The sequence below is a fragment of the Thalassotalea montiporae genome, from assembly GCF_053485855.1.
In genome coordinates, this window is record NZ_JBQRUO010000001.1 from 812,200 (window position 1) to 830,595 (window position 18,396).

Genomic DNA, 18,396 nt, shown 5'->3' on the forward strand with positions numbered 1-18,396 from the left:
TTTAAGATTTATTTAATAATTGGTGTTGATAGCGAGTGATTCATTATGAATAACGACCACCTTAGACTCTTTGTCCGTGTTGCCGCATTGCACAATATTAGTAAAGCTGGCAGCGAACTGAACCTGTCGCCTCCTGTGGCCAGTATGCATATTAATAAGTTGGAAGAGTCACTTGGGGTGAAGTTAATTCACCGCACGACCCGCAAAGTCTCGTTAACTGAGGAAGGGCGCGAGTTCCTACCCCATGCGGAAGAAGTGCTTAACGCGGTTGATAGTGCTAAGGCATCGGTTGGTGCTGGCAGCTTTACCCCACAAGGAACTATTCGTGTTACCGCGCCATCATCGTTTGGGCGTATGCATATCGTGCCAGCGTTAAAAGAATTTGTAACAGCGCACCCTGAGCTTAAAGTGGATCTTAGGCAAAGTGATAGCATAGTTGATATGGTGGAAGGGGGCTTTGATATTGCCATTCGCAATGCCGCCTTAAATGATTCAACCTTAGTTGCCAGAAAGCTTGCCGCAGATAGACGCATTATTTGCGCCTCTCCTGACTATATTGAAAAATATGGTGAACCGAGCACGCCTGTCGATTTACTTAATCACGAGTGTATTAACCTAATTGGTATTGACCACTGGGATTTTCAAACCCCCAATGGCATTGAAAAAATTAAAGTAAAGGGAGCCATTCGCATTGATAACGGTGAGTCGATTCGCGACGCCTGTATTGATGGTGCGGGGCTTACTATTACCTCGATTTGGTGTGCCTACAAAGCGCTAGCCAAAGGTGAGCTAGTGCAAGTATTAAAAGACTATCCATTAACAACAGATACGGCGATTTGGGCTGTTTATCCAAGCTCACGATTACTGGCACCGAAGGTGCGCGCCTTTATCGACTTCTTTATTGAGTATTATGGTGAAGTGCCGTATTGGGAAAAATAGCTGGAAAAAATAGCTGGGAGAGTAGCCAAGAAAAATAGCTGGGAAATCCTATGACTAGCTAGTTTAGGAGCTTAACTCTCTTTACTGAGTTTAGCTCCTATTCCCTAGCTTATATCGAAAGCTCCTTTTTCTAGCTATATCGAATTTGCCGTTTGATGTTTCATACCTGCCCGCCAAACTAAGGTAAAAAACAGTAAAAAATACAAAGGCGTTTCTAAAAATGTGTCGTAGTTAAGCCAAGATCCTTCACTCATATAGTTAGCGACTAGGTAATTTACCCCCGCCATTATGGCGCCTATCACCGCCAGACCAATCACAAAAAATTGGTGCTCAATAGGAGAGTTAAGATAACGCTCAAAGCGCGCGCCAAAGTAACTACCTTTTCTAAATAAGCCATCAATTAACAGTACTGAAGCACTTATTATCCCCATAAATGTCCCCTTAAGTTGCACCAGATACTCACTTTGAAACACCAGCGAAAAAATACCTGAGATCATTAGCATAACAGTGCCAAAAACTGCAAAACCACCGAGCAGGTCTACTTTAACAAAACGTTGGGTAACGACCAGTGCTAGCCCCAAGGTTACCCCGGTCAGAGCCGCGAGTGTTAAGTCACCCGTAATTTTTGCAACAACAAAAAATGCTAAACCAAGGCCGATATCGGCAAATATTGAGTGTTTGTTTTGTTGCCATTTTTGTCGTTGTATTTCCATCTTCGCTTGCGTTTGCGGTGAAACATGAGCGCTATTGAGTTTGCCGACCTTCTTTTCTCCGTAGTAGATGTCTTTGCCGGGATGGCTGGTGTAGATCAGTTCATTACCGTCTTCATTATCACTGCTAGTGCTAACTTCAATACCGACATTCCAAAGGCTGAAATAACCAACAGATACTGTGATCGGCTTTGTCAAACTGCTGTTGATTGATTCACTGCTTGCGTCAACATCTTGATTAGCAGGCGGCTCAACTTTGTGTTTGATCACTGGCAAGCCCTCAACAAAAGTGCCAGTAACTTGGTCAATTAAGGTGTTATTGCAAAATAGTTGAGAGGTGTAAGTGGATAAAGTGAAGCTAAATATAATTTTATAATCGTCACTTCCATATTCAAAAGGTCGCTCGTAAGTCCATAAACGCATTAACTTTAATCTCTATGTTATTAACTTTTTGCCAATGAAAATGCCGTATTTTCAGAAAATTTTCAATGATCATAGTCGCAGCTGCTGGATATTTACATTACGCAATACAGCGAGCTAAGAATAGCCAGTATATGTTTGTATTAGAGTTCGTGACTCTAAGCTAGAAGTGCTCTTCGCTTAAAACGGTTCGAATTCGCCTTTTCAATTCAGCTTAACTCCGGGTAGATAGCTCGTATTCGCATTAGCTATTGAAAAACACATCAGTATATATCGGCTCTTTAATCCTATGGTTGCTAAGTGGTCACTATAAGTTGTTATTGTCAGCAGCTAACACCTTGGCAATAAAGTGTTTGAGATTTGCTTTTTGATAAGGCTCCATGGTCAAGCCTATGATGGTTAAGGAAAATATCAGTAGAAGCATAGATATTAGAGCAGGTTTTTTAAGCAAATAAACAGCTCGCTTTAACTTTTCTTGGAGTTTAACTCTCCCCGCTTTTAGCGAAAAGGAACGTTTAAGCAGTTGCTTAATATAGCTAGCGGCGCCTTGCTGTTTATATAAGTCCCAACAAATTCCAATCATTAGGCAGAAAATCACTAGCGGAAATAAAGCTATGGTCAGGTTAATAAGCAGCGTAATAGCTGCTGGCAAGTTTTCACTAAACAGCGCTAACCTCACGGAGTGAACCCAGTCAAGGTTAGGAAGTTTGGTAAAAAGCATAAATAGCATAACGAGACAAGCTGGTAGAAAAACGATCAGAGCAAGTTGAATCGCTTGGTCGCTTACCTTAAATAAAGTTTGCTTAACTGGCTTATTAGGCGACACTTTATCTACATTTAAATCTGACGTTTCTGGATCAGTTTTAGCATCTACTTGAAGCGATTCTGGAGTCAATTCAAATACTGCTGCAAATGCTTTTACTGATTCAAGCGAAGCGGTACCGCTTTTTTCGATTCGTTGCACGGTTCTCAAGCTTAAGCCAGTCAACTCAGCTAATTCACTTTGACTCCAGGCACGCTTTTTTCTTTGTTCTTTTAATAATTTACTGCTTATCTTCATGTCCATAAATCGATACCTTGCAAGGATAGTTAAAGATATCATTCTGGCGCTTTTTACGCCTAGGAAAAACGTCACGGTAGTGTTATCAATGCGACATCAATATGACATTGATGGAAAAATGAGCGAATTGAGCGGGCGGCTTCAGCTGTTAACCAATGATTAGTTGGCGATTACCTTGATACTTATTAAAAGCGCCTGCTCTTTTTGTTTTCCTCTTAAATAAGCCTCCCAAGTAAACCGCTAATATCAGCCGCTGATATTAACACTGGAGTAGCCAAAATTTATTATTAACAAAAAACAAATACTGTCTTCTTATGCTGATTATTTATTCATTAACTGCAATGTAATAAATTTGCCGTCATCAATTTTTCACTTATTTTTTACGGCTTTCTTATGTTGAAGCCGTTGCAGTAATTACCTAACAGAAAGTGCTTAACACCATTTGCTTTTAGGTAGTCAATTTGGAGGCAGTAATGAATAACTCAGCAGTTTCTACAAAGTTATCTACGTCGAGCATATCTACGTCGAGTTTAGCGAAGGCGAGGGCATTAGAACTGCCATCACGTGATGCCATGCTAGCGCGTGCGCCTTCCGTGCAGGCATTTTGGGATGATAACCGCGAATTATTGGCGAGCGCTTGGCAGGAATGGGAACAAAGTGAGTCAACCTTTCAGCCGCTTACCGAATCGCTACTTGATAGCAAACTACGAGCAGCAGTTGAACAAGCGTGGCAAAATCCAATCACTGAATCAGAAGTGAAGAGTTTATGGCAAGAAGTAGCGCCGGGTGTTTACACCACGCAATTTTTTAACCCAGAAAAACTTGCTGATTTACGCGATTATCTGGCTAAAGCTGCGGATTCTGGCATTCCTGTTAGGCCGCCTTATGGCATCGCACTTAATCGCTTTGGCGCGATGTTGGATAAGCGTTCAGAAGGCTACTTGGCAGCTCCAAGTTTTCAAGCGTTTTACCAGACCTTGATGGATCGCTACATGCGCCCAGTGGCTCGGATGCTATTTCCTGATATTACCGGCTACGACACCCAAACCTTTGGTTTTTCGATTAATTACCAAACCGGAGTTGATACTTCGTTGCGTCTTCATACTGATGCGTCGGCGGCCACGCTAAATATCAATATGAACTTGCCGAGTGAGGAATTTACTGGCTCTGAGGTAGATTTCTATGATCGTCAAACGGGTGCTATTAAACGCTTATCGTTTGCGCCTGGTACAGCCATGATTCATCGTGGCAGTGTTGCTCACGCCGCTCAGCCGATTACCTCTGGCGAGCGTTCAAACCTTGTTTTTTGGTTGTATGGCGACCGTATGCAGATACCGAGAAATATAATGCCAATTGAAGACTTAACAGCAGCAGAACGCTGGACAGTGCCAAACGTAATCAAAGATACATTAGCACCGTTTTAATCGTGCTTTAGCTTCAAAAAACATTGTTAACACAAGGTTTACACTCAATAACGGTATTTTGATGATTAACTTATTATCCTTGCCGGCAATGTAAATTTCTCGCTGTTTTGAGCAAAGCACTTAAGCATATTGGCACAGTAGTACTCAGCAAAAAGACGTAATTTATAACTTCAGTAAATTAGTAGCTTCATTAAATTAGTAGTTTAGTAAGAGTAGGGTGAATACATGAAAAATAGTAAACGTTTAACGCTTCCATCAATATTATTTGCAGCGAGTATTATCAGCCCTGTAATGAGCCCACTGAGCTTTGCCGATACGTTTACCGGCCAAACAGTAAGTATCGGTGTGTCTAACTGGGGAATATTCGACTCTACGACAACCGAAGCGTTCTTTGTTCAGTATGACTACCATACGCTTCCTACGATATATAACGTAAAACCAACATTTATGTTTATGTCGGATGTTGATGGCAACCAATATTATGCGGTTGGCGCTAATCGTCATTGGCAAGTGATGCCCAATGTAACTGCAGGTTTTGGCTTTTCTGCTGGGTATTTAAAGCATACCGAAGCGCTAGGCGACAATATTGAGTTTTATAGCCGTTTTATAGCTCGCTATCACTTTAATGAAGATCAAGCTGTTAAGTTCGAATTTGGTCATATTTCTAATGCGGGCTTTGGCGATATCAACCCAGGCTCTGAAAATGTGGCACTAAGTTATGAGTGGAGCTTTTAGGTTTATTACTCTCACGCTCATTGCTAAAGAAGGCAGATAGGCAACTATCTGCCTTTTTAGTTACAACTCAACTCCTTTAACTTGTATCTATCGCGTTTGGTAGCTAACAAACCTCTTATTAATCAAATTCTTGGTATAAGGCTGCTCGAATGTTCAGCCTTTAAAATTTATATGTTTTTCCTCAGTTGATTCAATGCCTATAGGCACTAAAAGGTAACTAGGGCATGTTTTTGTGCGTTCTTGTTTCTTAAGTTTCTTTTGTTTATGTTGGTATACATAAGTAACTAATGAGCTTAAATATCTAAAGAGGAAAAACTTATGTGGAAAGTAATAGCATCACTAGCATTTGTTGTATTAACTAATGTGGCAACCGCCAACGCTGCTAAGCAACCTATTATTGATTTAGCATCTTTGCAAAAAGCCAATTGGACAGCGCAAGAACTTGAGAATGCAGAGGTGATCACGGATTTTGTACAAAACTTAATGAACAATCACAATTTCGATTATGTTTTACAGCGCTACAACGACAGTGCTTACACACAGCACAACCGCAACTTGCCAGATAAGGTCACCGGCCTAGTCAGCTTTCTACAAGAATTTGTTGAAGACTACCCAGACTATAGCTATGACGTGAAACACATCTATGTTGATGGTGACTATGTGATATTTCACTCGCATGCCACGCTGAAAAAAGAAGATCGTGGTAACGATCAAAAAGGCATGAATATTATTGATACATGGCGTTTAGAGAACGGCAGAATTGTTGAGCACTGGGATTCAATTCAAGCGTTGGATGGCTTTATGCGATTTTACTCGTTAATCAGTGGCGGCAATATTCGTAATGAAAACGGTGTGTTTTAGTAGTTTAGGTTAGTAAAATCTGGGCTAGTTAAATCTGGATTAGCTAAATAATGCAGTTAGCCAAATAGTGCTGGGTTGATACCACAGCATTATTTGGCGCGTACTCTGAGCAATATTAACTAGTTAATATCTTGCACCTTCATTACTAACTCTTCCCAGTTGCGCTGATTTTCCATCTCATGTTCCAAGCCTTGCTCGTCGGCAATGGTAAAACGCTTAATTGCAGGAGTTTTACTGGTAGCTTGGTAAAGCCAGTAAGCTTCCGCTTTTAGTGCTTCATTAATCGGCTTGTCGATTGATTCATACACCATTTGTTTACACGCATTGATGGACTCTGCTGGAAATTTAGCAATGCGCTGCGCTAATTTATCAACGTAAGGGCCAATTTCATCTGGCTCTAGGGCTTTGTTAATCGTGCCGTACGCTTCTGCTTCATCGGCGTCAAAGTCACGAGCGCTGAGGATAATTTCTAATGCGCGGCCTAACCCTGCTTGACGCGCCATACGTGAAGCACCGCCACCACAAGGTAAAATGCCCATCCCCACTTCCATTTGCATAAACTTGAATTTACCGCGTGCGGCAAAACGCATATCTAGTGCCAGCGCTAATTCATGACCGCCACCACGGGCGAAGCCTTCAAGCTTGGCAATTGTTGCTTGTGGTACCTTACTAATGCGCTCACAAACTGATTGCAGGTCAAGTAGCTGGGCATCTTCTCGTGATACTGCTTCTTCTGACATATCTTTGAGTAGCTCAGTATCGTAGTGACAAACCCAAATTTCAGGGTTAGCGGATTGGAATACAACCACTTTAGTGTCGCGATCGCGCTCAAGTCGCATAGCGAGGCTGTTGAGATCTGCCAGCATTTCTTGGCCTTGCACGTTAACAGTACCAAAATTAAAAGTGACCGTTAAAATGCCATCTTGCTGATCTGTAGTGAATGTCTGAAAACCTTGATATTTCATAATAAACTCTCTAGTTAGTGGGTTCTTTAGTAACGCATAGCTTGGTTGACTTATCGCCAATCAAGCTGTGTTTCTATACTAGAATGTTTATTTAAAATTTATTATTGGTTACATAATGCAATCTGTTTTACATTTTTGTTAATAATGGTTTTTTGCGAAAGCTTACTTTTATTTATCTCGCTTTTCTTACTCGTTTTCGGCCAGTTTTTCGTTCGGTTTTTCGCTCAGTGACGACACTCAGCAGCCAAGCTTGTAAAAAAATAACCAGTGCTAGTTGGCAAGTCCAAACCACATAGCTAATACCTTTCGGCTCTACCAGTGCTACTGAAATTATCATTAACAGCCAACCACTCACTTTAAGTCGTTTTTCTTTATGTTCATTTAAGCGCCCGTCAAAGCATGCTTTGTAATGCTTTTGCATCGCTAACGATAGGCAAACAATGGCGAAGAGTAGGGCGATAACACTTAAAATATTAGCCATGCTTTATCTCCTTGCCTCTGTTAATGGTGGAAGTGATTTAGATGATGGAACTGATGGCTTGGCTAGCTTGTCTGTGGCTAGCTTGTCTGTGGTTAGCTTGTCTGTGGCTAGTGACTTATTTAGTGTCGAAAAAAAGTAACCACAAGTCAGCAACAGCCAAAAGTTAATGGTAGCTTTGGCTAGGTCAAAGGAATGGTCAAAGGCTGGGGTAGCTTCCCCACTCAGTGAAAACACATTTATTAAATTTAAAGAGCCCAACTCAATCGCCAATAGGGTTGAGAAGACAATGAAATTCAGGATCAGTAAGCATTTTTTACCTTGCTTAATGCCCTTTAGCCAACAGAGTAAAACAGCAACTAGCCATGTAATAAAAAAAGCGTTGGTATCAATTCCTGAAAAACTGTCTAACGAGTTAAAAGTACTCTTGAAGCTATCAGCAAGTATTAATTTAGTGCATAAAAAATACATACCAACAGCAAGTGATAAACCATAGAACATGCCACTATTGGTTTTTTCCACGAAGACATAACTCGCCTTAGCTTGCTTAACTTGATTCGCTTGAATAGCTTGCTTTTCTTGATTAGCTTGGCGTTTTTGCAGCCAGATCACCATGCCTGTGGCTATGAGCACAGTTGCCATCATCCCCAAGACAAATAACGTCGCTCTAAGTGCAGGCGACGCAAAGTGTGCTTCGTGTAAGCCGTAGAAAATACGTCTTACCATACGCGGTGTTCGCTCAGCTTCAATCTCTGGCAGTAGCTCACCACTGCGTGTCAATGCGAAAGTTTCGGCTTTGTTCGATAACAGCTCATGTTTTGCTTTTGCAAAGACAAGCTGGGCGTTGTTATCCATTGGGTTATTGATAGTTAAACCCTCAAGCGTGTGCTGTGTTTTCCAGTGCTGGCCGAGTAGTTCATTCAGTTGTGATTGATAGCTCTGAATTTCAATTGGCTCATCGGCAATTTGTTTAGCTGGCTGTAGCGGCTTGTGGCTAGTAGAAACCTGCTTGTCGAGCGCGCGATAGCTATCGAAATAATGGCCTATGGCAAATGGTTGATACATGCTGATATAAATCAGCATCACGCTGGCACAAATGATAAAGCAAAACGGAATGGTGACTACGCCAAGCATTGCGTGCAAGTCGATAGTGAATTTTTTCGGCTCGTTGCGACGAATGGTGAAAAAGTCTTTAAAAAATCGTCTATGCGTATAAATCCCTGTAAAGAGTGCAATAAGCATCGCCATTGCGGCAGCACCTGTTACGTAGCGGCCGCCCCATTGCCTGAGCGATAGTGTGTAATGAAAGGTGCGAAAAAAGTTACCGCCCTGAATTTGTTGGCGATCGGTAAATTCCAGCGTAACAGGGTCAATGTTGCGTGAAACGCGTTTGGCTCTTTTGCCATTCGGCTCGGCATTAACTTCGCGATAGGATACGCGATAGCCACTGCCGCGCTCATTGGGTAGGCTGATTTGCCAGCGTTTGGTGCTGGGTGCCTCGGCGTGAAGTTTACTTAAGGCATTGTCGAGTAACACCTGTTGTGAATGTGGCGAGTGTTTGCCATTGCTTAGCCAGTGGGTAATTTCGTGATTGTAGTAGCTAAGCGTGCCAGTGAGGAAAATAACAAATAGCAGCCAACCAGCCAGCAGGCCAACGTAAGTGTGCAGCCAAATCATTGATTTTCGAAAGGTCGTTTTCATCTTATTTACCTGCTGTAACGCTAGTTGCTTTGGTGCTAATTACTTTGGTGTTAGTTAACTGCGCTATTGTTTTGGTTGGTGTATCCATTGGTTTGGCTTTGTTTTCAGTGTTTGATGAGCCCGTGTTTGATGATCCAGTACTCGACGAATTAGCTGACTCGCCAATAAAAGCAAAATGAATCGCTAAACTCAGTGCGCCGCTAACCAGTAAACCTAGATATAAACGCTTGAGTGAGCCCACCGAAAAAGCGCAAATAAACACGGCGAAGAACACCACATATGACCACATAGTCGCAGCGTAAACGGCATCGGTGAGCAAACTGCCAAGCAGCTTGATAAATAAGGGCACCATCGCCAAACTGCTGGCAACGGCCAATGCGTATGCGCCAAGTGTCGCGGCAACTAAGTGAAGTGTCATAGTGAGAGTATTTGACATAGTAGAAACTGAAAACTGAAAGCTGAAAACTGAAAAAAGCCAGCGGCGAGCACTGGCTTTATGGTTTGTATAAACGTCTACTAAAACGAGTGTTAGAAGTTGTAGTCGAAGGTGACTTTCGCGTTGCGACCTTCACCCGGTAGTCCGCCTAAGAACATTGCTTTCGAGTAGTAGGTTTTGTCGAAAATGTTGTTTAGGTTAACTTTTACTTGCCAGTTTTTGTGTTCGTAACCGAATGCGGCATCCCAAACGCTGTAGCTACTTAGTGCCGATACAGGTAAGCCAAAGCCGGTTGAGTTAACACTGCGCTCATCTTCATAAGTTAGGCCTAGGCTGGCGTTTAACTCACCCGGCAAACCTAATAATTGATCGCGGTAGTTCGCCCAAACACTGGCAAACTTTTCAGGAATACCTTTCACTGGGCCAGATACTGGGGTGCTTGTACCACGGTTACTGTTACGAATTAACTCAGCGTCTTGATATGTCGCGTTAGCATTCATTGAGAAGGTTTCGCTAATCGCTAAGTTTAAGTCGAACTCAACACCACGGGTTTTGTCTTCGTCGTTGTAGAAGTACTGTGGCACGTCAATGTTAAATTCAGCATCGTTTGGATTGTCGTTAAACAATGGGTTGTTGTAACGCAAGTTCGTACGACGCGTGTCGAACCAAACTACAGAGCCAATTAACTCTTCGTTAAGCGCAGTAAAACGCACACCTAAGTCAATTGATTCAGATTCAGAGTCTGGGCGGTTATCGGTTTCAGAGCTCGAAACACTACCTAAAATACTGTACGCCGTACGACCTTTTGAGGCGTTAGCAAATACCGCAATTTCAGGCGTAATACGGTAATTCAAACCTAGGTTGTAAGTGAAACCACTATCGTCTGTATCTGCTTCCTCGGTTGCCAGTGGTGAACGATCTGTACCTTTGTGTTGGTAAGTTTGCTCCAGCTCTGTGTAAGCACCACCAAAGCGACCCGTTAGGCTATCAGTAAAGTAGATAACTTCCTGAATGCTAATGCCAGCAGATTTCACGTTCTTGTCGTAGTTTGAACGTAAAGATGGCGCGTAGTCATCAAACGAGCCTGTCGGCCAGTTAGGGTTTCTGATATCCAAAATGTAAGGCACAGCGTTTTCAGCTGAAGTACCATCAGCATCGTAGATTGACCATGATTTCACGCTCATATCACGATCTTCATAGTTGGCACTGATTAAGTGCTCACCATCCATGCCTAACCACTGCCACTTGATTTGTAAGTCAGCAAAGTATTGCAGTGATTGCTCGTCTGAGTATTGGCGACGGTATTCTTGGCGGCGCGCAGCGTATGGGTAAAGCACATCGTCAATTACTAGCGGAGCACGCGGGTTGGCATTGATTTCACCGCTACGATTCCAGTAAACATAGTTAAATGCACCGGTTTGACGAACAAATTGCGACTCGTAATCACGGTATTGTAGTTGTTGGATTAAACGAGTTTCGTCATTAATTTGCCACTCAGACTTTAATTTAACGCGCAGCTCTTCACCTTTATTTGGTGACGATAATGGCGAGATTAACGCACCGTTGCCTAAATCGAATGGCTGGAAGCCATCAGTTGCAACAATTGAATCAGCCAATTGTTGGCGCTGAGCGTCAGTTAACTGAATACCAAGTACACCGTCGCCATCGGCATCACTATCGTTGACTAGTGCCGTCCAATCGTTCGGACTACCGTTGATGCTGTCGTGGTTTAAAATTCTAACCGGATGACCAATTGAATCAATTTGTACGCTGTCATCAATATACGCGGCTGATAACGTTAGTGCGTGATTGTCGATGTTGTCTAATAAGAACGTAGAGTAAAGCTCGGTGCGCTCATCGCTTAAGCCGCGGTAGCCGTCACTTTTTTCGTAGTTACCCACTAAACGGTAGGCTAAGTGATCTGTCACTGGGCCTGTTGCGTCAAACATCACTTGTTGGCTGTCCCAGCTGCCAGCACTGGCGCGCAGGTGGTATGCAGCTTCACGCTGTGGCTTTTTCTCTACTAGGTTGATAATGCCGCCAGCAGCGCCAATACCGTATAGCCCAGTTGCAGGGCCTTTTAATACTTCAATGCTCTCTACGTTTGTCATTGAGCGGGTAGGGTTGTAGCTGTTGCCTAAACCACCACCAGCGTACATACCGTCGTAAGTGTAACTAACGCCTAAACCGCGAATCACTAAGTTATCACCAATACCATAGTTGTTGCCTGCTTGGTTTAAACCACTGATATTGTTTAGTATCTCTTGTAGGTCAGTTGCGCCTTGTTGATCGATAAGCTCTTTGCTTACCACCACAATGGCCGCTGGAATTTCGATTAAATCCATATCTGACTTAGTGGCAGTACCAGAGTTTAGGATAAGCTCATTGTGCTGACCATATACGCTAATGCGTTCCATATTTTTGTCGGCTGGTGCTTCGGCATTGGCGTTTGTGCCTAATGCCATCATCGCGATTACTAACGGCGATAACTTAAAACGGTTCATCTGTTTTCCCTTGTCTTCAGTAGAGAGTTCAATTGAGTTTCTAATAGAGAGTTCAATTGGTCTTTTATTCGTGTTTTTAATATTTTTAGTGTTTTTCACATCTACTTAACGTGTCGCGAGCACTTATTAAGGCGGCTTAAACAAACATTTGAAGGAGACTTTGCGCTAGTACCTTCCTCTCACTTACAAGCGGTAGGGTGCTTTTTGATAAAACACAATTGCTTGTAAAAATGTAGATGCTAATGATTCGTATCTACCTATTTAAGTTTTTAATAATCATTTAACCATTTGGTTAGTTGATTAAATAAAGAAGCCAAATAGCTTCTGCTTAGCTTATTTCACTTGGCTAAAAGCTTTTGTGATGAGAGGTAGGAAAAATCGCGGGCATTATAGAAGTAAGCTTAAGCTTTAAATAGACGGTGATTACTTATATCATTGTTAAGTTAAACTTAATTGATGTTGCGAATGATATGAATTCACATTTACTTAATCGTCTAAAATTGATGGGTGTTTTTTGCCATGTGGTGGAAGCTGGCTCTATGCGTGAAGCAGCAGCTAAGTTGGGTATAAGCCCACCGGCGGTAAGCCAATTTATTAATCAGCTAGAAAGTGAGCTTGACGTAACTTTGCTGTATCGTTCTACTCGCCGTATCAATGTGTCAGAAGCCGGTGAAAAGTTTTACCTACAAAGTAAGAAAATGCTTGCCGCAGCTGAACAAGCGGAAGAAGTGATTCACCAGAGCCGAAGCGCGATTAGCGGTGAGCTTCGTATCGCCTTACCCGTAGGCTTGGCAGCCAAACCCGCAGCACGAGCACTTGCTCCCTTGTTTAAAGAGCACAAGGAGTTAAAGCTATCGCTGATCGCCAGTGACGAAACCGTTGATCTAATTGATGAACGTATTGATATTGTAATTGATTGCGGAGAGGCGAAAGACTCTAGCTATATTTATCACCAACTTGGTAAAGCGACTAAAGTTATCTGCGCTAGCCCTAAATACCTGCAACAGCATGGTAACCCAGTCACGCCGCGAGAGTTGGGCGATCACACTTGGTTAGGCCTAGGTGAAATTGAAGCGAAAGGGGTGTTGAATCAGGTAGTTTTACACCATGCTAAATCGGCTCCAGCGAGCTTTAAACCAGCCTTACGTTATGTGTTTAATGACCTTAATGCGTTAATCAGCCATGTACAGGAAGGGCTAGGTATTGCTCAGTTGCCTACTTTAGAAATTCAGCATTTGCTTGATAACGGCGAGCTTGTGCCGTTACTACCTGATTGGCAAATCGAAAAACACAATGTTTACGCTCTTACTCGTGATAAAAAATACACCTATAAAGTGCAAGCAGCACTGGCAGCACTAAAACATTATTTCGGCAATATTGAGAGTTAGTGCTTTTCTTATTGCCGAAAAGTATTTTGAGAGGGGAGGCACTTTGTTGTTAAAAGCACAGTCAGCCCCACGCAGCAAAGCTTACAAATGGTGCTCATAATTGATATTCACAGTTAACCCCAGATTCTTGTGCAAAATCACGGTCGTGGCTGATCAATATGAACCCGCTACGGTACTCGAGTAAGGCTTTTGCTAGCAGTTGTTTTGACGCTAAATCGAGGTGGTTATCTGGCTCATCAAGCAGTAAAAAAGGTTGATGGGCTTGATGGCTAATGACTAACACTGCAAGCTTCATTTTTTCACCGCCGCTAAGTTGCTTACCAAGTCGATAGACAGCATCACGACGAAAGCCAATGCCAGCAAGTAAGGTTCTAGCATCAGTTTCTGTCATGCCATCACACAGCGTCATCATGTTCGCTAGTATAGATAGCTTCTCTTGGATAACGCCAAAGTGTTGGTCTAGGTAGCACACTGGCGTATTGACCATTAGCTCCCCGTAGCTTAGCGCAATTTCTCCTAAAATAGCTTTTAATAATGTCGACTTACCTGAGCCGTTATTGCCTTTGAGGTGAAGCTTGTTATTGGCAAAAACTTTTAAAGAAATAGGTTGTATATTGCCGAAGGGCAATACGCCATCAATTACCGAAATAGCTTTTTTCGCATTACTTTGCTGATCTGCAATATACAGCTTTTGTCGGCTGACTTGTTCGTGCTTTTGGGATAGCTCTTGTGTTTGTGTTTGCAGTTGCTGCTGGCGAACTTGTGCGCTTTTATTGCGGCTAGCGTTACTTGCACTTGCCTTACCTTTTTTGAAGTCGAGCAGTATTTTTGATTGGCTGCCTCCTTTTCGCAGGCGGTTTCCTTGCGCTGCTCGCTGTTCTGCTTTTTCTTGGTTTAACTGCGCTTGTGTTACAAGTTTTTTCTGCGCCTTGTTTAACTGCGCTAATTGTCGCTCTATGGCTAGCTGTTCTGTTTGTTTTTGCTCAGCATAAAAATCATAATTGCCGCCATAAACACTTAACCCTGTACTTGAAAGTTCCCAAATTTCATTCATTTCACGCAGCAGTGCACGATCGTGGCTGATCAGTAAAATGTTGCCAGTATAGTTTTCAATCGCATTTATCAGCCATTGCTTCGCGCTTTCATCAAGGTGATTTGAAGGCTCATCAAGTATCAGCAATTGCACATTGCTTTTAAATAACTGCCATAGCTGCAAACGTGCTAGTTGACCGCCGCTAAGTTTTGCACAGGGAAAATTAAGATCTTCTGGTAAGCCCAAAATCGCAAGTTGTTCTTGAAGTAGGGCAGGTAAATGCCATTGCTCATCAACTATTTCAAACCACTTATCATCACAATCGCCTGATTCAATGTTATTGATCGCTGTGAGCATTTCGCTAACCCCCAAGTACTGGGCAATCGAGAGCTCACTACCAAGTAACTCGCTAGCTTGTTGGCGATAAACTGCATATGAATTTGGCGGAGTTACTGTGCCTGTTGATGGCATTTGCTCACCGCTGATGATTGATGCAAATAGTGATTTGCCAACGCCGTTTCTACCAACCAAACCAACTCCCTGCTGGGTTAACGAGCAAGATAAACTTTTAAAAAGAATATTGCCGTTATCAAATTGATACGAGATATTGTAAGCCTGAAATACGGGCATAATCTGCCTCCTAAATAATATCAGTTGAAATCAATAGGGCAGACGGCTTAGCGAACAACTTTTATTGCATAACGATTTATGAAGAAAAGCTTATGCAGGCAGTCACAGCGGCATATTACTTGAAAACTAAACGTAAAATTAGGCGTAAAAACTTATTCCTAAAACTAAGCTCTGACTTTCGTATTAGTTTTGCTGATTTATGTATTTAGGCTGAGTGAGCCTAGAGGTAACGAGTGCCGCTAGTATTGGTAAGTAAGCTACGCCGACTAACCCTGTAAATCCAAAAATAAAATGAAATATGGATAACAGACTTAGTTGTTCATGATGGCGTAAACTCCAAAAGGTAAGTTGGTGTTATGTTAACGCTTTGATTGTTTTTTAGTCAAGTGACAGTGTGCTCAACTGCTAGAACTGTTAATCGTTGTTTTTGAACAGCTAGCTGTCAGCACTGTCTTTAAGAGCTTCTATCAACTTTTTAGTCGCGCTATTTTTATTAATATTCTTCGGCCATAAGGCATATAGAGGTAAAGGTTCAACTTGCCATTCGGGGAGTACGTTAATGAGTTTTCCGCTCTTTATATCGTTTTCTACTTGTGGTTTTGCTAATACCGCGAGACCATTGCCATTGACGCAAAACTGGTAGATAGCTTCAACGCTGTTCAACGTAATCTGGCTAGTAAATGCGACTTCTTTTCTGCTATTTCCTTTTAAAAATAGCCGCTTGTTTGGTAGTTGAGATAATTTTAGCCAAGCCCACGTATTTAAGTCACCTGGGTTTTGAGCGGGTATGTGCTGTCGATAAAACGTCGGGGCGCATACTAGTACTCGTTCCAAAGAGCCTAAACTCGTTGATTTAAAGTCATTATCTGCAACCTTACCCGCTCTAATGGTGAGATCGGTGCGCTCATCAATAATGTCGCTGTTTGTATCTGAATAATTTAGTTCAAGTGTCACTTTCGGGTATTTAAGGGCAAATTGAGCAATTGCTTCGCTAATTGGTGATTTACTCAGAGCAGTTGGTAGCGACACTTTGACAGTGCCCGATGGTTCTTTCTGTTTTTCCGATAATAAATCTATGCCTTTGTTTGCCGCTTCAAGCATCTTTTGAACTTGTTGGTAGAAAGCTTCACCTTCATTACTCAAGGTAAGCTTTCTTGTTGACCGATAAAGCAAGGCGCTACCCGTTTTTTGTTCTAGTTGGGATATGTGATAGCTGACCACAGATGGCGATAACGAAAGTTTTTTTGCAGCTTCTCTAAATGAGCCACATTTCACAACTTCTGCAAAAATTGCCATGGCCTTTAATTCATTAATCAAAGCAATTGTTCCAAATTTTAGAATTATCAAATCAAATTAAAGCAACTAATAAAACTTTCGGCAATGAGCAAGAATAGAGACTTTATAAAAGAGGGAGGTTTGTTATGTCGATGCTAGTTTCTATGGCAGTATTTTCTTTATCTATGTCGATAAGCCCTGGGCCAGTGAACTTTGTGGCACTAACCAGTGGGTTAAATTTTGGTTTTTTAAACTCATTAAAGTTTGTTGTTGGGGCAACCGTTGGCTTTATCGCACTGCTGTTTTTGATTGGTATTGGCTTAGGGGCTGCAATTGAAGGCTTTCCACTGTTAATGGCGACTCTAAAGTATGTAGGGTGTGGTTACTTTATTTATATAGGCTACAAAGTATTTACTGATACAGGAGGTATCAGTGAAACAAACGACTGTTCTTCAATCCCTTCTTTTTCTCAAGGCTGGTTGATGCAATGGTTTAACCCCAAAGCATGGATGGCCTGTTTAGCGGGTTGCGCTGCCTTTGATGTTTACACTTCTGAGTTAAGGCTTTTTCAGTTTCTAACTATTTACTTTGTTATTTGTTTTATTGGCATAGGGGGCTGGGCATTGATGGGGAAAAAGATTAAGTCTTGGCTTGTATCTGTAAGCCACATGCAACTCTTTAACAGAGTAATGGGCGGAACCCTTTGCATTCTTGGGGTAGGGTTGTTGTTCGATTGATATGCTTGGTTTAATTAGCTACTACGACAAGGTACAGAAACAAAAAAGCCTCAACCGAAGTTGAGGCTTATCTGATGAATGGTGCCGACTGCCGGAGTCGAACTGGCGACCTACTGATTACAAGTCAGTTGCTCTACCAACTGAGCTAAGTCGGCACACAAAACTGTGTGCGATAAACATAAGTTTATCTTGGCACCGAAATATCGAAACTTATATTTATAAACATTCGCTATTTCAAAATATGGTGCCCAGAGGCGGAATCGAACCACCGACACGGGGATTTTCAATCCCCTGCTCTACCGACTGAGCTATCTGGGCTTCGGTAATTAATTTTAGTAAGTAACTCTACCGATTAAGTTATCTAACTATCGTCTTTTTGGCCGTGCCTTGAAGACGGGCGCTATTAAACTTCTTTTACTAATTCAGGTCAACTACTTTTTTTAAATAATTATTTGTTTGCTGGTTTTTTACACGTTGTCGCTATTTAGTGTACAAATATCGGAATTAAGCGCTGTAAATAGTCCAAATCCCGATAGTTATAAAGCCAACACCTGCAATGTAAGCTAATACTTTTTCACTTATATAAGCAGATAAAAAAGTGCCTGCGATTACGCCAACGGCGGAAGCCACAATTAAGGCAGCTGACGCGGCGGCAAAAACCATCCATTTACTGATTTCTTTATCTGCTGCAAACAACATAGTGGCGAGCTGGGTTTTATCACCCAACTCGGCAATAAACACAGATGCAAAGATTGTGAAAAATACGCGCCAGTCGATACTAAAAAAACTGTCCATTACTTGGTTAACGTTCTTTAGTTAGTGACTAAGACTTGTTGACCGGTACGTAACCTTCAATTTCAGGCTCTTTGCCTTCGAATAAGTAACCCACCATAGCTTGTTCTAGAAAAGCGCGATCATCAGGGTTCATCATGTTCATCTTTTTCTCGTTGATTAGCATGGTTTGTTTTTTCTGCCAGTTACCCCAAGCTTCTTTACTTATATTATCGAAAATACGCTTACCAACTTCACCAGGATATAGTTGAAAGTCTAAACCTTCGGCTTCTTTTTGTAGGTTTTGGCAAAATACTGTTCTGCTCATG

The 18,396-nt window shown here is 42.0% G+C and carries 17 protein-coding genes and 2 tRNA genes; 6 read left to right on the forward strand and 13 right to left on the reverse strand.

Annotated features, from left to right (window positions below; all coding sequences use genetic code 11):
* Positions 1-45 precede the first annotated feature (45 nt).
* Positions 46-939: a LysR family transcriptional regulator gene (locus ACSLUR_RS03460; RefSeq protein WP_448551827.1), complete on the forward strand. Its 894-nt coding sequence runs from the start codon at positions 46-48 to the stop codon at positions 937-939.
* A gap of 134 nt (positions 940-1,073) precedes the next feature.
* Here the strand turns inward: ACSLUR_RS03460 and ACSLUR_RS03465 are convergent, their stop codons facing one another.
* Both ACSLUR_RS03465 and ACSLUR_RS03470 read right to left on the reverse strand, forming a co-directional pair.
* The gene (locus ACSLUR_RS03465) at positions 1,074-2,072 is read right to left on the reverse strand and encodes a septation protein IspZ (RefSeq protein ID WP_448551829.1); all 999 of its coding nucleotides are present in this window, start codon (positions 2,070-2,072) and stop codon (positions 1,074-1,076) included.
* 304 nt (positions 2,073-2,376) lie between these two features.
* Positions 2,377-3,171, reverse strand: coding sequence for a helix-turn-helix transcriptional regulator (locus ACSLUR_RS03470; protein ID WP_448551831.1), 795 nt, complete (start codon positions 3,169-3,171; stop codon positions 2,377-2,379).
* A 473-nt stretch (positions 3,172-3,644) separates the two neighbouring features.
* Between ACSLUR_RS03470 and ACSLUR_RS03475 the strand changes: the two genes are divergently transcribed.
* The 3 genes from ACSLUR_RS03475 (at position 3,645) to ACSLUR_RS03485 (ending at position 6,149) form a co-directional block, all read left to right on the forward strand.
* Entirely contained in the window at positions 3,645-4,553 is a 909-nt protein-coding gene (locus ACSLUR_RS03475) for a 2OG-Fe(II) oxygenase family protein (RefSeq protein ID WP_448552977.1), read from the forward strand.
* Positions 4,554-4,778: 225 nt separating this feature from the next.
* Positions 4,779-5,288 (forward strand): acyloxyacyl hydrolase, encoded by a 510-nt coding sequence (locus ACSLUR_RS03480; protein WP_448551833.1) that lies wholly within the window; start codon positions 4,779-4,781, stop codon positions 5,286-5,288.
* Positions 5,289-5,606: 318 nt separating this feature from the next.
* Positions 5,607-6,149 carry a nuclear transport factor 2 family protein gene (locus ACSLUR_RS03485; protein ID WP_448551835.1) on the forward strand — a complete coding sequence of 181 codons (543 nt, stop codon included), beginning with the start codon at positions 5,607-5,609 and terminating at the stop codon, positions 6,147-6,149.
* Positions 6,150-6,268: 119 nt separating this feature from the next.
* Here the strand turns inward: ACSLUR_RS03485 and ACSLUR_RS03490 are convergent, their stop codons facing one another.
* The 5 genes from ACSLUR_RS03490 to ACSLUR_RS03510 form a co-directional block, all read right to left on the reverse strand.
* Positions 6,269-7,114, reverse strand: a complete 846-nt coding sequence (locus tag ACSLUR_RS03490; protein ID WP_448551837.1) for an enoyl-CoA hydratase/isomerase family protein — start codon at positions 7,112-7,114, stop codon at positions 6,269-6,271.
* 172 nt (positions 7,115-7,286) lie between these two features.
* Complete coding sequence (locus tag ACSLUR_RS03495; protein ID WP_448551839.1) at positions 7,287-7,595, reverse strand: DUF3325 domain-containing protein; 309 nt, start codon at positions 7,593-7,595, stop codon at positions 7,287-7,289.
* Positions 7,596-7,598: 3 nt separating this feature from the next.
* Positions 7,599-9,293, reverse strand: coding sequence for a PepSY-associated TM helix domain-containing protein (locus tag ACSLUR_RS03500; protein WP_448551841.1), 1,695 nt, complete (start codon positions 9,291-9,293; stop codon positions 7,599-7,601).
* 1 nt (position 9,294) lies between these two features.
* On the reverse strand, positions 9,295-9,729 hold the full coding sequence (locus ACSLUR_RS03505) for a hypothetical protein (RefSeq protein WP_448551843.1): 435 nt from the start codon (positions 9,727-9,729) through the stop codon (positions 9,295-9,297).
* A 92-nt stretch (positions 9,730-9,821) separates the two neighbouring features.
* Positions 9,822-12,233: a TonB-dependent receptor gene (locus ACSLUR_RS03510; protein WP_448551845.1), complete on the reverse strand. Its 2,412-nt coding sequence runs from the start codon at positions 12,231-12,233 to the stop codon at positions 9,822-9,824.
* Positions 12,234-12,703: 470 nt separating this feature from the next.
* Here ACSLUR_RS03510 and ACSLUR_RS03515 point away from each other — a divergent pair, with 470 nt between their 5' ends.
* Complete coding sequence (locus ACSLUR_RS03515; protein ID WP_448551847.1) at positions 12,704-13,621, forward strand: LysR substrate-binding domain-containing protein; 918 nt, start codon at positions 12,704-12,706, stop codon at positions 13,619-13,621.
* Between the two features lie 94 nt (positions 13,622-13,715).
* Here ACSLUR_RS03515 and ACSLUR_RS03520 read toward each other — a convergent pair whose 3' ends face one another.
* Together ACSLUR_RS03520 and ACSLUR_RS03525 are read right to left on the reverse strand one after the other, a co-directional pair.
* Positions 13,716-15,284, reverse strand: coding sequence for an ATP-binding cassette domain-containing protein (locus ACSLUR_RS03520; protein WP_448551849.1), 1,569 nt, complete (start codon positions 15,282-15,284; stop codon positions 13,716-13,718).
* A gap of 435 nt (positions 15,285-15,719) precedes the next feature.
* Positions 15,720-16,580, reverse strand: coding sequence for a LysR family transcriptional regulator (locus tag ACSLUR_RS03525; protein WP_448551851.1), 861 nt, complete (start codon positions 16,578-16,580; stop codon positions 15,720-15,722).
* Positions 16,581-16,705: 125 nt separating this feature from the next.
* Between ACSLUR_RS03525 and ACSLUR_RS03530 the strand changes: the two genes are divergently transcribed.
* Positions 16,706-17,296: a LysE family translocator gene (locus ACSLUR_RS03530; protein WP_448551853.1), complete on the forward strand. Its 591-nt coding sequence runs from the start codon at positions 16,706-16,708 to the stop codon at positions 17,294-17,296.
* A 79-nt stretch (positions 17,297-17,375) separates the two neighbouring features.
* Here ACSLUR_RS03530 and ACSLUR_RS03535 read toward each other — a convergent pair.
* From ACSLUR_RS03535 to ACSLUR_RS03550, 4 genes are all read right to left on the reverse strand, one after another.
* Positions 17,376-17,451, reverse strand: a tRNA-Thr gene (locus ACSLUR_RS03535).
* 87 nt (positions 17,452-17,538) lie between these two features.
* Positions 17,539-17,614, reverse strand: a tRNA-Phe gene (locus ACSLUR_RS03540).
* Between the two features lie 186 nt (positions 17,615-17,800).
* Positions 17,801-18,091: a TMEM165/GDT1 family protein gene (locus tag ACSLUR_RS03545; RefSeq protein WP_220347625.1), complete on the reverse strand. Its 291-nt coding sequence runs from the start codon at positions 18,089-18,091 to the stop codon at positions 17,801-17,803.
* Between the two features lie 28 nt (positions 18,092-18,119).
* Positions 18,120-18,395, reverse strand: coding sequence for an oxidative damage protection protein (locus ACSLUR_RS03550; protein WP_448551855.1), 276 nt, complete (start codon positions 18,393-18,395; stop codon positions 18,120-18,122).
* Between the last annotated feature and the right edge of the window lies 1 nt (position 18,396).

What these genes read in the sequence shown, in the direction of transcription:
- ACSLUR_RS03510 (WP_448551845.1), bottom strand. Translation starts at nt 12,233, where the DNA reads ATGAACCGTTTTAAGTTATCGCCGTTAGTAATCGCGATGATGGCATTA.
- ACSLUR_RS03550 (WP_448551855.1), bottom strand. Translation starts at nt 18,395, where the DNA reads ATGAGCAGAACAGTATTTTGCCAAAACCTACAAAAAGAAGCCGAAGGT.
- ACSLUR_RS03525 (WP_448551851.1), bottom strand. Translation starts at nt 16,580, where the DNA reads ATGGCAATTTTTGCAGAAGTTGTGAAATGTGGCTCATTTAGAGAAGCT.
- ACSLUR_RS03530 (WP_448551853.1), top strand. Translation starts at nt 16,706, where the DNA reads ATGTCGATGCTAGTTTCTATGGCAGTATTTTCTTTATCTATGTCGATA.
- ACSLUR_RS03500 (WP_448551841.1), bottom strand. Translation starts at nt 9,293, where the DNA reads ATGAAAACGACCTTTCGAAAATCAATGATTTGGCTGCACACTTACGTT.
- ACSLUR_RS03495 (WP_448551839.1), bottom strand. Translation starts at nt 7,595, where the DNA reads ATGGCTAATATTTTAAGTGTTATCGCCCTACTCTTCGCCATTGTTTGC.
- ACSLUR_RS03460 (WP_448551827.1), top strand. Translation starts at nt 46, where the DNA reads ATGAATAACGACCACCTTAGACTCTTTGTCCGTGTTGCCGCATTGCAC.
- ACSLUR_RS03505 (WP_448551843.1), bottom strand. Translation starts at nt 9,729, where the DNA reads ATGTCAAATACTCTCACTATGACACTTCACTTAGTTGCCGCGACACTT.
- ACSLUR_RS03515 (WP_448551847.1), top strand. Translation starts at nt 12,704, where the DNA reads ATGAATTCACATTTACTTAATCGTCTAAAATTGATGGGTGTTTTTTGC.
- ACSLUR_RS03465 (WP_448551829.1), bottom strand. Translation starts at nt 2,072, where the DNA reads ATGCGTTTATGGACTTACGAGCGACCTTTTGAATATGGAAGTGACGAT.
- ACSLUR_RS03520 (WP_448551849.1), bottom strand. Translation starts at nt 15,284, where the DNA reads ATGCCCGTATTTCAGGCTTACAATATCTCGTATCAATTTGATAACGGC.
- ACSLUR_RS03545 (WP_220347625.1), bottom strand. Translation starts at nt 18,091, where the DNA reads ATGGACAGTTTTTTTAGTATCGACTGGCGCGTATTTTTCACAATCTTT.
- ACSLUR_RS03470 (WP_448551831.1), bottom strand. Translation starts at nt 3,171, where the DNA reads ATGATATCTTTAACTATCCTTGCAAGGTATCGATTTATGGACATGAAG.
- ACSLUR_RS03490 (WP_448551837.1), bottom strand. Translation starts at nt 7,114, where the DNA reads ATGAAATATCAAGGTTTTCAGACATTCACTACAGATCAGCAAGATGGC.
- ACSLUR_RS03480 (WP_448551833.1), top strand. Translation starts at nt 4,779, where the DNA reads ATGAAAAATAGTAAACGTTTAACGCTTCCATCAATATTATTTGCAGCG.
- ACSLUR_RS03485 (WP_448551835.1), top strand. Translation starts at nt 5,607, where the DNA reads ATGTGGAAAGTAATAGCATCACTAGCATTTGTTGTATTAACTAATGTG.